At 43.9% G+C, this 12,674-nt stretch carries 11 protein-coding genes; 5 read left to right on the forward strand and 6 right to left on the reverse strand.

The window, feature by feature from the left end; translation table 11 throughout:
* Positions 1-33 precede the first annotated feature (33 nt).
* The 3 genes from NYE62_RS19885 to NYE62_RS19895 all read right to left on the reverse strand — a co-directional run bounded on the left by NYE62_RS19885 (position 34) and on the right by NYE62_RS19895 (position 3,469).
* Complete coding sequence (locus NYE62_RS19885; RefSeq protein WP_136803217.1) at positions 34-708, reverse strand: DUF3298 and DUF4163 domain-containing protein; 675 nt, start codon at positions 706-708, stop codon at positions 34-36.
* A 140-nt stretch (positions 709-848) separates the two neighbouring features.
* Positions 849-1,157, reverse strand: a complete 309-nt coding sequence (locus tag NYE62_RS19890) for a hypothetical protein (protein ID WP_015418528.1) — start codon at positions 1,155-1,157, stop codon at positions 849-851.
* Between the two features lie 260 nt (positions 1,158-1,417).
* Positions 1,418-3,469, reverse strand: a complete 2,052-nt coding sequence (locus NYE62_RS19895) for a catalase (protein WP_342497142.1) — start codon at positions 3,467-3,469, stop codon at positions 1,418-1,420.
* A 200-nt stretch (positions 3,470-3,669) separates the two neighbouring features.
* Here NYE62_RS19895 and citH point away from each other — a divergent pair, with 200 nt between their 5' ends.
* On the forward strand, positions 3,670-4,950 hold the full coding sequence (gene citH, locus NYE62_RS19900; protein ID WP_007407781.1) for a citrate transporter CitH: 1,281 nt from the start codon (positions 3,670-3,672) through the stop codon (positions 4,948-4,950).
* Positions 4,951-4,991: 41 nt separating this feature from the next.
* Here the strand turns inward: citH and NYE62_RS19905 are convergent, their stop codons facing one another.
* Together NYE62_RS19905 and NYE62_RS19910 are read right to left on the reverse strand one after the other, a co-directional pair.
* Positions 4,992-5,723: a glycoside hydrolase family 16 protein gene (locus NYE62_RS19905; RefSeq protein ID WP_007407782.1), complete on the reverse strand. Its 732-nt coding sequence runs from the start codon at positions 5,721-5,723 to the stop codon at positions 4,992-4,994.
* 235 nt (positions 5,724-5,958) lie between these two features.
* Positions 5,959-6,786, reverse strand: a complete 828-nt coding sequence (locus NYE62_RS19910) for a PRD domain-containing protein (RefSeq protein WP_015418531.1) — start codon at positions 6,784-6,786, stop codon at positions 5,959-5,961.
* Positions 6,787-6,957: 171 nt separating this feature from the next.
* Here NYE62_RS19910 and NYE62_RS19915 point away from each other — a divergent pair, with 171 nt between their 5' ends.
* Positions 6,958-8,208, forward strand: coding sequence for an MFS transporter (locus NYE62_RS19915; RefSeq protein WP_094032049.1), 1,251 nt, complete (start codon positions 6,958-6,960; stop codon positions 8,206-8,208).
* A gap of 30 nt (positions 8,209-8,238) precedes the next feature.
* On the opposite strand, the gene NYE62_RS19920 is transcribed toward NYE62_RS19915, so the two are convergent.
* Positions 8,239-9,678 carry a DEAD/DEAH box helicase gene (locus NYE62_RS19920; RefSeq protein WP_342497143.1) on the reverse strand — a complete coding sequence of 480 codons (1,440 nt, stop codon included), beginning with the start codon at positions 9,676-9,678 and terminating at the stop codon, positions 8,239-8,241.
* Between the two features lie 223 nt (positions 9,679-9,901).
* Between NYE62_RS19920 and NYE62_RS19925 the strand changes: the two genes are divergently transcribed.
* The 3 genes from NYE62_RS19925 to NYE62_RS19935 are packed head-to-tail and all read left to right on the forward strand — an operon-like array spanning position 9,902 to position 12,478.
* A complete protein-coding gene (locus tag NYE62_RS19925) occupies positions 9,902-10,660 on the forward strand; it encodes an ABC-three component system protein (protein ID WP_136803212.1) in 759 nt (252 codons plus the stop codon).
* The gene (locus NYE62_RS19930) at positions 10,657-10,890 is read left to right on the forward strand and encodes an ABC-three component system middle component 7 (protein ID WP_136803211.1); all 234 of its coding nucleotides are present in this window, start codon (positions 10,657-10,659) and stop codon (positions 10,888-10,890) included. The genes NYE62_RS19925 and NYE62_RS19930 overlap by 4 nt, the downstream gene beginning before the upstream one ends.
* Positions 10,874-12,478: a DUF2326 domain-containing protein gene (locus NYE62_RS19935; RefSeq protein ID WP_136803210.1), complete on the forward strand. Its 1,605-nt coding sequence runs from the start codon at positions 10,874-10,876 to the stop codon at positions 12,476-12,478. The genes NYE62_RS19930 and NYE62_RS19935 overlap by 17 nt, the downstream gene beginning before the upstream one ends.
* Positions 12,479-12,674: the final 196 nt, after the last annotated feature.

Below are 12,674 nucleotides of genomic sequence, written 5' to 3' on the forward strand. Positions count from 1 at the left end.
TACCGCTCCGTTTTGGAGTGATATCGCTTTTTTTTATTGATAGACGGATGCAGGTACGAAAACGTCCCGGATTCCTGCCGCGTACGGCCCGAGATCATATTGTCCGAACACAACGGCAATGCCGTTTTTCGTAAAGAAGAAAGGTCTTTCATTATTCAGGATGATCTCCTGTTTTTTAACGTCCTGATCGAACAGATCGTCATGTTTCTTGATGTAGCCGTAAAGATAGTCTCTCGTTTTGTTAGCTTTCGTTTTTGTATTCAGCACATTATCGAGTGTGACCCGTTTTTTTGCGGCCAAGTCGTAATTAAAGGTCTGAACGGATGTCAGCCCGTGTGCGCCGCCTGTGTAACTGTAGTCTTCCGTCTGAATGCTGAGCTTGCCGTCTTGATTATACTTCACCTTGAAATCTGTTTGGTATTCCGCTTTGTAGCCTTGTTTTTCACCGTCTTTTTTGTTTTTCACATATTCTTGGTACGATTGTTCAATATAGCGCTTGAAGTCCTGATTGATTTTCTTTTCAAAAGATGCGTTTCCCGTATTTGTGACCTCGGGGTATGTCAGCTGCTTTACATGCTTATACGTATGGCTTTTGACAACGGGCTTTGCGGTTTGCGCGGCCTCGGCTGAAGGCGCGAAACCTCCGAACGGCGCGGCTGTCAGCACGGTTAAGAGCACGGCCGCCATCGTTTTGAATGCCTTTTTCATCATAACTCCTCCTTTTCATTACCGTTCCCTTTTTGAAAACGGGTTACACTCTATAGACAGCGCGGATCAGGAAATTGTTTCTGGGCCTTCTTTCACATTTTCTCCATGAAAAAAAGAGACATGGAAAATCCACGCCTCTTTTACCGTGAAGGTCTTTGCGCAATGGCTTCATAAACGGCTTCCGCCAAATCGGAGTTGCCGAACATCTCCAAAACACCGATAACGGTTTGATCAGGAATCGGTTCTGATTCCTCCTTCGGCACGACAAGCTCTTCAGCCGTTTTTCGCAGCTCTTCGTTTAAAGGCTGTCCGGGATAAGCCTTGCTGTAAATGGCCATCGGATCAAGGTCATGATTGACGCACCACTGGGCAAACACCAAAATCATCATGTTTTCGTCACGCCGGTAATATTCTTCAAGTTGTTTTTCGGTAAACGGCTTCACTATCATTCGCTCCTCCAGAAAATCTACCCCTAAGATACACAAACACAGAGCGGAAGTAAACCAAAGATCATTTCACCATCAGTCAGAACCCTTTAAATAATGCAATGCCCTGACTCTCTAAAACTGTTGTCTGAATGTCCCGGACAGCGGAAGATACGGATTTGCACGGAAGCCATTTTCGTTTTCTCCCAATATTAATGCTTCGTTCAGATATTTCACTTTCACAAGGAAAAAGCGCCCCTCTCATAAAAGGCGCTTTTTCATTCTTATATGTTTCTGTCCCAATGCCGATGCTCAGCCACGGCCTTCAGAAATTGTTCATGGTTTCCGTCCGGAACAAGGCCGGGGCTGTTTTCGGTTCCGGCGGCGAGGGCGAGAAGTTCTTTTCCTTCACCGGAGGCGCCGATCGCTTTGTAATGGCTGAAAGCTTCGCTGACGAAGTCTCTGGCCGATTTTTGGGCTTTGAGGCTGTCTGTGCTTTGTTTACCGCCCGGAATGAAAACAGCGTCGTACAGGACGGAATCCGCTGTCAGGAAAGTGGCTGACGCTTTCAGCTCCGTACCGTTTTCCCCCTTGACGGTTCCCAGCGCGGGGCTGATGATATCGGCTCTGACTCCCGCCTGTTTGCATGCCTCAAGCACTTGTTTGACTTTCTCATCAGAAAACCCGTGGTCGGTTAACACCGCGACCTGCCTTGTCGCTGCCGTTTTCACCGTGTTTTCCTGGCTTAAGGCCGGGGAAGTGAACGTTTCATCAGATTCACGGTCCTTCGGCGGCGGGTTCACGCCGATTCCTTTCGCAACACGCTCGGCAAGCCCGGCGTCGACGTGACTGAAGACATCAACCACCTGCTGCTGCACGTCCTTGCTGTTCACTTTTCCGACTTCAAAACAGAACGCGGAGATGATATGTTCTTTCTCGGCGGGAGACATGCTGTTCCAGAACATCTTCGCCTGAGAAAAATAGTCATTGAAGCTCTCGCTGCGCTGGCGGATTTTTCTGCCTTCTACTTTTTCCTGGTAATGAACGTATCCGCCTTCTTCTTCTGAAGCCGGCGACGGATCATTGTTCTGCAGGGAATTTTTATGATAGGCGACGGGACCCTTATTAATCGTCATCCGGTGGTAGCCGTCGTATTGGTTGTTATGGAACGGGCAGACCGGCCGGTTGATCGGAATCTCGTGAAAATTCGGCCCGCCAAGACGGATGAGCTGTGTATCCGTATAAGAGAAAAGCCGGCCTTGAAGAAGCGGATCATTGGTGAAATCAATGCCCGGCACGACATTTCCCGGGTGAAAGGCGACCTGTTCCGTTTCCGCAAAGACATTGTCCTGATTGCGGTCAAGGGTCATTTTTCCGATCAGCTTGACGGGAACCAACTCCTCCGGCCACAGCTTCGTCGGATCAAGGATATCGAAATCAAACTTAAATTCATCTTCTTCGTCAATCATCTGAACACCGAGCTCATACTCGACTTTGCCGCCGTTTTCAATCGTTTCCCACAGGTCGCGGCGGTTGAAATCGGCATCTTTCCCGGCAATTTTCTGCGCTTCATCCCATACGAGGGAATGAACGCCGAGCACGGGCTTCCAGTGGAATTTTACAAAGCGCGCTTTTCCTTTCTCGTTGATGAAACGGAACGTATGCACGCCGAAGCCCTCCATCATCCGATAGCTTCGCGGGATGCCGCGGTCAGACATCGTCCACATGACCATGTGAGCCGACTCAGGGTTATTAGCGACAAAATCCCAGAACGTATCATGAGCCGTCGCAGCCTGCGGCATTTCATTGTGCGGTTCCGGTTTTATGGCGTGAACGAGATCCGGGAATTTGATCGCGTCCTGAATGAAGAACACCGGAATATTGTTTCCGACGAGGTCATAGTTCCCTTCTTCAGTATAAAACTTCGTCGCAAATCCCCTGGCGTCACGGACGGTGTCGGCTGACCCCTTGGAACCCGCCACTGTTGAGAAACGGACGAAAACAGGCGTTTTGACGGACGGGTCCTGCAAAAATTTCGCCCGTGTATATTCCGTCATCGGTTCGTACACCTGAAAATGCCCATGAACGCCGTACCCGCGCGCATGAACGACCCGTTCCGGAATCCGCTCGTGGTCAAAGTGCGTCATTTTTTCACGAAAATGAAAATCCTCCATCAGCGTGGGGCCGCGGACGCCCGCTTTTAAAGAATGTTCATCCTCAGACACGCGAAGCCCCTGATTGGTCGTCATTTTTTTGCCGCTGTTATCAGACCGGTACTGCTCCAGCTGTTCGTCCTTTGAGTGTTCATTTACTCGTTTGTTTTGATCATCACTCATGTCAGTTCCCCCTTTTAAAACGAAACATTCTACAGCACATTTACCCGCGGCGTTCTTCATATAAACTGCTGATCCGCTCATTAGGATTTTAGGTCTGTATTTACATATGCGGTCATACACATTTTGAAATAAGCCATTTTCACAGAAATAAATTGTGAAAGCGCTTACCAAAATAGCTGTTGAACAGGGGAGGTCATATCGTGCTTGCCATACTCGGTTTTGTGATGATGATTGTCTTTATGTACCTTATTATGTCTAACCGGCTTTCCGCTCTTATTGCTTTGATTGTCGTTCCAGTTGTGTTTGCCCTGATCAGCGGATTTGGCAAAGATCTCGGCGAGATGATGATTCAAGGCGTTACAGACCTCGCTCCTACCGGGATCATGCTGTTATTCGCCATCCTGTATTTCGGCATTATGATTGACTCAGGTCTGTTTGATCCCCTCATTGCCAAAATTCTATCGCTTGTCAAAGGGGATCCGTTAAAAATCGCCATCGGCACAGCGGTTCTGACGATGACCATTTCGCTGGACGGAGATGGGACAACAACGTATATGATTACGATTGCGGCAATGCTGCCCCTTTACAAACGGCTCGGCATGAACCGTTTGGTGTTGGCGGGGATCGCGATGCTCGGTTCGGGCGTCATGAATATTATTCCGTGGGGCGGGCCGACGGCGAGGGTTTTGGCTTCCTTGAAATTGGACACGTCGGAAGTCTTTACGCCGCTGATTCCCGCTATGATTGCCGGCGTTCTCTGGGTGATCGCCGTTGCTTATCTCCTCGGAAAAAAAGAACGGAAGCGGCTCGGTGTCATTTCAATTGAACACGCGCCGTCTTCTGATCCGGAGGCGGCGCCGCTGAAGCGTCCCGCTCTCCAATGGTTCAACCTGATGCTCACTGTCGCCCTGATGGCCGCGCTGATCACCAGCCTGCTTCCCATCCCTGTTCTTTTTATGATCGCGTTCGCCATCGCCTTGATGATCAACTATCCAAATGTCAAAGAGCAGCAGAAACGGATTTCAGCGCATGCGGGTAATGCGTTAAACGTTGTCTCAATGGTGTTTGCGGCAGGCATATTCACAGGCATTCTCTCCGGCACAAAAATGGTGGATGCGATGGCGCATTCTCTCGTTTCCCTCATCCCTGATGCCATGGGCCCGCATCTGCCGTTGATCACTGCGATTGCCAGCATGCCTTTCACTTTTTTCATGTCAAATGACGCCTTTTACTTCGGTGTGCTTCCCATCATCGCCGAAGCCGCTTCCGCTTACGGAATAGACGCCGCTGAAATCGGAAGAGCCTCCTTGCTGGGCCAGCCGGTGCATCTGCTCAGCCCGCTTGTGCCATCCACCTATCTATTGGTCGGAATGGCGGGCGTCAGCTTTGGCGATCATCAAAAATTCACCATCAAATGGGCCGTGGGAACAACGATTGTGATGACGATTGCGGCGCTTTTGATTGGGATTATTTCGTTTTAATTAAAAAAGGATTTCCGCCAGCGGAAATCCTTTTCTGTACATTATTTTTTTGTATAGCGCACCCAGTCATAATGAGCGTATAGCGGATTTACACCATTGTAGGAACCGAGCCAGTCATCGACACCTATCCCATTCCACAAGTTCATCATGATCTTTCCCGGGTTTGTCGGGATTTGGCTTGTCGCAGTATGTTTTAATTGCCCATCGACATACCATTTAATAGAGTTTGGCTGCCAATCGAACGCATACGTATGATAGGCATTGGCCGCGTCAAATCCGAGATCCGCAACCTTCTCATGGTTTCCCGCGCCATTTGTATAATAGTTAAATTGAACCTTTGTCGTGTCTTTTCCTAAAAATTCGATATCAATCTCATCCCAAGGAGTGCCATCCGTTGGACCTGTATAAGTGAAGAACGATGAAACGATCCCTGTGTTTTTAGCCGGTTTCATTCTGACTTCATAAAGTCCATAGCCATAGGTTTGAACGGAGCGGTTCTCCCCGCAGTCAAACTTGTTATAAGACGGGCTTGTCAGCGCCAAACGCATTTCACCTGATGACGTCATTGATACATTATTTGCACGCCACGTGCAGTTGAACATATCTCCATTGGAATAACCATTTGCTTTTTGCCATAAGCCGGAGTTATAGCTGTTAAAAGGTTCAAAAAACGATCCGCCTGTTTGAGCTGATGCAGTAGAAGTGATCGCACACAAACTCAAAAACAATCCAGTGACAAGAAGCAGCAGCACTCGTTTCATACGATAAAACATGTCGGCATTCCCCTTTCTTTGACAACGATTTCTTTATCGATCATACATGATTCTGTTAAAAGGGGACATCGGTCAGAATAATGATAATAATGAATCTAAAAAAAACCTAAATTACCATCAGCACAAACAGAAATGATCAGCGCTCATTGTAATTTAGGTTTTGCCTGCTTATCAGTAACAATCCTAACAAGATCATATGTGAATGAAGAAAAAAATGCCAACGCTTTCATTATGCTTATTTGACTACCCTTTCTATGTGAATCGTTAAATACAGCAGCTCGTCACTGGTGAGCTTGTGTTCATACGTCCTCTCAATGCATGTTTGGATTTTCTTCGTGCATTCATACGCCCGATGGTACTTTTCTTTCACTGTCTCCAGCAAAAAATCGTCCTGGCTTTCCATATGTGTGCCGTTAAAAAGACGCTGCGCGAAAAACTTTAAGTGGGTGACAAACCGATAATAGTGAAGTGATTCCTCGTTGAAGTCAATCTTAAAATGGTATTTTACGATACTCAAAATCTCTTGCATGACTTTTGTAATGTTGATGATATTGGGCATCTCTTCATTCAGCTCGGCATTGACAATATGCAGCGCAATAAAGCCTGCTTCATCCTCCGGCAGAGACACGCCAGTCTTGTTTTTTACCATGGCCAACGCTTGTTTGCCGATTGCAAACTCGTCTTTATACAGCCGTTTCGTTTCCCACAGTAAGGCATTTTTGATATCCAGCCCTTTTTTATTGCGCTGGATCGCAAAGTTAATATGGTCGGTCAGCGACACATAGATGCTGTCATTGAGCTTTTTGCCGAGCTGTAATTTCGCATAGCTGATAATCTCTTCGGATACTTCCATACATTCGATCGGGATATCATACAAAAGGGTTTTGAACTTTTCGGATACATCTTTGTTATCGAGCGTGAACACTTTCTCAATGCGGGCTTCATCTACCGGGTCTCCCGTTTTCTTTTGAAAAGCAATGCCCCGGCCCATGATAACCAATTCCTGATTGCCTTCTTTGAGCACACTGACGACATTATTATTAATGACTTTCGCAATCTTCAATTCTGTCTCCCTCCCGCCTGACCATTTACCTGCTACACCTTGATTTTACATCCTTTTTGAACTAGGTCAATATCTCCAGGTCAATCAAAAAACGCCGTTCAGAAATCATTGTCCAACGATGAGGCAGCGGCGCATATAATGCAGAGAACCGGTTTTTGGGAAGGAGCGTGTGTGATGAAACGGTTTTCGAAAGAAGAAAGCAGCTGGATGCTGTATGATTGGGCCAATTCAGCTTATTCGGTCATTATTATGACGGCGGTATTCCCCTTGTTTTTTAAAGCCGCGGCGGCGGAAAACGGTGTCAGCGCAGCTGATTCCACCGCTTATTTGGGCTATACGATTGCCGCCGCGACTTTTATTTTGGCGATGCTCGGCCCCGTCTTAGGAACGATTGCCGACTACAAAGGATGCAAGAAACGGTTTTTTGCCTTCTTTTTTCTGATCGGTGTGGCGGGCACCGCCGCGCTGGCTTTGATTCCCGGTGAATCTTGGATGCTGTTATTAATTTGTTATACGATTTCCACGATCGGCTTTGCCGGGTCTAATGTGTTTTATGATGCGTTTCTCGTTGATGTGGCCGCAAAGGAGCGGATGAATATGGTGTCCGCCAGGGGGTTTGGGCTGGGCTATATCGGCAGTACGATCCCTTTTCTCCTCAGCATTGCCGTGATTCTTTCAGCACAAGCGGAGGTGATTCCGCTGTCCGCCCAGGCTGCCGGCCGCATTGCCTTTTTGATTACGGCGGCATGGTGGGGGCTGTTTTCGATCCCGCTCCTTCTCCGCGTCCGCCAGCGCTATTATATCGAGAGGGAGCCGCGGCTTGTAATCAGCAGTTTTAAACGGCTGGCCGGCACGCTGAAGCAGATCAGGAAGCACCGGGCGCTGTTTTTGTTTCTGCTCGCCTATTTCTTCTATATCGACGGGGTCGGCACCATCATTACAATGTCCACGTCATACGGGGCTGACCTCGGCATCAGCGCGGCAAATCTGCTGATTGTTTTATTTGTCACTCAGGTCGTCGCCGCGCCTTTTTCGATTTTGTACGGACGGCTGGCCGAACGGTTTAAAGGAAAAACGATGCTTTATGCCGGAATCGGCGTGTATATGATTGTCTGCACGTATGCTTATTTTATGGATTCCGCTTTTGATTTCTGGGTTTTGGCTATGCTTGTCGCCACTTCCCAAGGAGGTATTCAGGCGCTGAGCCGCTCTTACTTTGCAAAGCTTGTCCCCAAACAGAACGCCAATGAGTTTTTCGGATTTTATAATATCTTCGGCAAGTTCGCTTCGATTATCGGCCCGCTTTTGATTGCCGTCACCGCCCAGCTGACCGGAAATTCGTCAGCCGCCGTGTTCAGCCTGATTTTGTTATTTGTGATCGGCATTGCCATCCTTGCGTTCGTGCCGGAGGAGACGGCGTAAAAAAAGCCTGCGCGCGGCAGGCTTTCTTTTTTATTTCTTGGCTTTATGGACTTTCAGTTTTTTGCCTTTGACCGTCGTATTTTTCATGATGTCAAGAACGTGCGGGCCTTTGCCGTTCAGAATTTCGACGTACGATGCGTTGTCCAAAATCGTGATAATCCCGATATCATCGGCTGAAACGCCGTCGATTTTCGCAATCGTTCCGACAAAATCGACCGCTCTGAGTTTTTTCTTTTTCCCGCCGTTAAAGTACAGCTTCATGATGTCTTTGTTTAACTGTTCGCTTTTGTCTGTTTTGACATCGGGGCGGGCGTTCAGTTTTTCCGAAAAAGCCGCTTTCCGTTCCGCTGTTTCTTTCTCGGACGGCGCCTCCCGCTTTTGGATGCGGAAACCGATATATGTCTCAATGTCATTCAGGAACCGCGATTCAGAAGGCGTCACAAACGTAACGGCCAGTCCGCGGTGTCCGGCGCGCCCCGTTCGGCCGGTGCGGTGCACATAGCTTTCTTTTTCAAGCGGAATATCATAATTGATGACGAGGCTGATGTTTTCAATATCAATTCCTCTGGCGGCAACATCGGTCGCAATGAGATAGCGGAACTCGCCGCGCTTGAATTCATTCATGACGTCAAAGCGGTCTTCCTGCACCATGCCGCCGTGAATTTTATCGCAAGGGTAGCCCAGCCTGTCCAGCTCATCGGTTAACTGAATGACCCTTTCTTTTGTCCGGCAGAATATAATGCAGCTGTCCGGGTTTTCGGTGATCAGGACATCACGCAGCAAAGATGTTTTGTCCTCTTCTTCTGTTCTGGTGACAAAATGCTCAATGTCTTTCGTCGTCAGGCCTTCCGCTTTTACTTCAATCAATTCAGGGTCTTTCATATATGTGCGGCTCAGCTTCTCGACGTCATCCGGCAGCGTCGCTGAAAACAGCATGGTGACTCTGTTTTTCGGCAGATGCTGAATGATGGCTTCCACCTGTTCAATAAATCCCATATTCAGCATTTCATCCGCTTCGTCAATCACCACATACGCCAGCCGTTCAAGCGGCAGCGTCCCTTTTTCTATATGATCAAGCACACGCCCCGGCGTTCCGGCAACGACGTGGCTTTTTTGCTTCAGTTCGGTTTTCTGTTTGTCAAAAGAAGCTTTTCCGAAAACCGCCGTGGCTTTTATCCGTTTGAAACGGCCGATATTCGTGATATCTTCTTTAATCTGCGCCGCAAGCTCGCGGGTCGGCGTTAAAATCAGCGCCTGCGGTTTGTTTTCCTCCCATTCCGCAAGCTCGCAGATCGGAATGCCGAAAGCTGCGGTTTTGCCGCTGCCCGTCTGCGATTTGACGACGAGGTCTTTTCGTTCAAGGGCAGAGGGGATTACGCTCTGCTGCACCTCGGTCGGTTCTGTATATCCCAGTCCTTCCAGTGCTCGTAAAATGTCATGACTGATTTGATAGTTTTTAAAATGACTCATGTATAAACTCCTGTCTCTTGCAGATATTTTCATTATACTCTAATTGGTGAAGGCATATGTGTTTTGTCGAAAAATGACGTAGTAAGATCTCTCTCGACCAACTAGCCGCGCCAGTGCGCCGATACCCTTAGGTTTTTTTTATCTTGTAGAAAAAAGGAGGGATTTATCTTTATTTGTAGAATAGTAAGTAAGTTGTACTGTAGATATAAAGGTGGTGTAACAAATGCCTGATAGAAAAAAGCTTACTCCTAATGAGAATGCAATACTACTTGCGGAAGTTGAAAATATGTGTCCATTATGCACAAAGCCTCTAATGTATGAAAAAGGCGGAAAAAAACATAAATTGTTTGAAGGTGCACATATTTATCCACTCAATCCCTCAAAAGCAGAAATAGAGTTATTGAAAAATGAGGAAAAAATACATGAAGATGTAAACAACCTAGCAAATTACATTGCACTATGTACTGATTGCCATACAAAATTTGATAATCCTAGAACTGTTATGGAGTATAGATTGTTATTAAGCATCAAGAAAAACATATTGTCTAAGAGTGAGACAAGAGCAAAATATATTGATTATCAGATTGAATCAGAAATAAAAGAAGTAATTTCTATGCTAGTAGAAGAATTTAATGAGGCTGAGCTTAAACCTTTAGAAATGAATGCTTTAAAGTTGGATGAAAAAGCAAATGAGACATTGGCAAGAATAACAAAAATGAGGATAAGAAATGAAATAACTGAATACTATTATTATATTAAAGATCAATTTGCTCAACTAGATAGCCAATACCCTAGGTCATTTAATGCAATTGCCTCACAAGTAAGTGCATTTTATAACAGTCTAAGCAGAATTGAGCCATCTCAAGAAGTAATATATGGGCAACTTACTGAGTGGCTCTCAAAAAAGACTGGGACTAGCAATTTAGGTGCTTGTGCTATTATTGTTTCTTTTTTTGTTCAGAATTGCGAGGTGTTCTCATGATAGTGCCTAACAAAGTAATTAGGTTTAGTGACTCAGTAATTGGTAAAATGCCAATTATCCTTGAAAAAATATCTGAAAAAGAAATGACAATAAAAGAATTATTCTTTACTACACAAAATCACTTTAATGAAATTGATGAGTTTGTATATTCACTTGATGTTTTATACATACTTGATGCAATTAAAGTAGATTTTGATAAAGGAGTAGTTACATATGTTAGTAAGGATTAAAAGTGCAATTTTTAATGAAGAGTGTATTTATTTCCATGAGGGCTTAAATGTTATATTAGGTGATAATAAAGGTTCTAATTCTATTGGTAAATCAACTTTACTTATGATTTTGGATTTTATTTTTGGTGGTAATACATATATTTCTCACAATAGTGATATGATAGCAAACTTAGGACATCATGATTTTGGATACACCTTTATATTTAATAAAAGTGAATACCATTTTGTTAGAGGTACTGAAAATCCAAAAATAGTATATGAAAGTAATGAAAAATATGAAAAGCTACACAGCATAGATGTGAATGATTATACAGAGAATTTAAAGAGATTATATGAATTAAATGCAGATAAATTATCCTTTAGAAGTATTGTTAGTAACTACTCAAGGGTATGGGGTAAAGAAAATAATGATGTTAAGAAACCTTTACACAGCTACCATAAACAAACTTTTAGTCAAGCAATAACAATCTTAATTAAATTGTTTAACAAGTATAATGCTATTGAATTACAGGATAAAGAGCTAAAAGAAAAAGAAGATAAAAAACAAGTATTAAATAAAGCTGGCAGATACAAATTAATTCCAAAGATAAACAAAAAAGATTTTGAGAAAAATATAAAAGAGATACAATCACTTGATAAAGAAATTAAGAGGTTAGGTAAAAATGCATACACTCCATCAGGAGATATTCAAGAACTAATATCTGATGAAATGATTGAACTAAGGGAAAGAAAAAAACAACTCATAGAGGAAAGAGAATATTATGTTTCTAGGCTAAATAGGACAACTAGAACTATAAAAAAATCAGCAGATGCAGCATTTGAAAATCTTTTAGATTTCTTTCCAAATGTCAATCTTGAAAAATTGCAAAATATAGAAACTTTCCATAAAGGTATCAGCTCCATATTAAGTGATGAGTTAAAAACTGCACAACAAGAATTATCATTGAGAATAGATGAATTAGAGAAAGAGATTAATGTTGTAACTAAAAAGCAAGACCACTTATTAAGCCCGGATGAAGAGTATACTGTATTTATTGATACACTAATTGAATATTCATCTAAGATAAAAAACCTCAAACTAGAGAATGAGTATTATAAAAAGCTTTTAATTGCAAGGGAAGAAGCTAAATCAAAGCAAAAAGAACTTGATGAAGTAAAGGAAATAATTGTTAAAGAGCTTAACAATTCTTTGAATGCAAAACTCAAAGAAATAAATGACTTTATACATGAAGATAAAAGGACAGCCCCTGAAATATCTTTAACTTATAGTAAGTATGATTACAAAGTTTTTGATAATACTGGGACAGGGAAAGCATACACTAACCTGATAATCTTCGACCTTGCTATCTTATCACTAACAGAAATCCCTTTTATTATGCATGACTCTTTCCTATTCAAAAATATTGAAAAGGAGGCAGTTGAGCAGCTTATAGAACATTACAATTCAATGTCTAAACAAATATTTATTGCTATTGATATGATTGATATGTTTAACCAAGAAACTCAGGATATCTTACAGGATAAAAAAGTTATTCAGTTGACTGCAGATAAGCTGTTGACTAAAAAAGACTGGAGAGGTAGAAAGTAGTGTAATATTTCAAGAAAGGGGGCTGTATTCTAGCTCCCTTATTGCTAGATGAAAAATAATAGGCTGAAAAAGAGGGTGACTAAAGTAGGTATTGGTAAATATTGACACCTTTGCTAAATGGTTAGAAACTCATGCTAATTTAAAATCATCTCCATTGGAAGATACTCTAAAGCACTTGATACTATTCTAAAATAAG

It is taken from the genome of Bacillus sp. FSL K6-2861, from assembly GCF_038630725.1.
GTDB lineage: Bacteria > Bacillota > Bacilli > Bacillales > Bacillaceae > Bacillus > Bacillus velezensis.

Bases quoted from the DNA above. Each gene is read 5' to 3' on its own strand.
- NYE62_RS19925 (WP_136803212.1), top strand. From the start codon at position 9,902: ATGCCTGATAGAAAAAAGCTTACTCCTAATGAGAATGCAATACTACTT.
- NYE62_RS19920 (WP_342497143.1), bottom strand. From the start codon at position 9,678: ATGAGTCATTTTAAAAACTATCAAATCAGTCATGACATTTTACGAGCA.
- NYE62_RS19935 (WP_136803210.1), top strand. From the start codon at position 10,874: ATGTTAGTAAGGATTAAAAGTGCAATTTTTAATGAAGAGTGTATTTAT.
- NYE62_RS19930 (WP_136803211.1), top strand. From the start codon at position 10,657: ATGATAGTGCCTAACAAAGTAATTAGGTTTAGTGACTCAGTAATTGGT.
- NYE62_RS19885 (WP_136803217.1), bottom strand. From the start codon at position 708: ATGAAAAAGGCATTCAAAACGATGGCGGCCGTGCTCTTAACCGTGCTG.
- NYE62_RS19905 (WP_007407782.1), bottom strand. From the start codon at position 5,723: ATGTTTTATCGTATGAAACGAGTGCTGCTGCTTCTTGTCACTGGATTG.
- NYE62_RS19890 (WP_015418528.1), bottom strand. From the start codon at position 1,157: ATGATAGTGAAGCCGTTTACCGAAAAACAACTTGAAGAATATTACCGG.
- NYE62_RS19895 (WP_342497142.1), bottom strand. From the start codon at position 3,469: ATGAGTGATGATCAAAACAAACGAGTAAATGAACACTCAAAGGACGAA.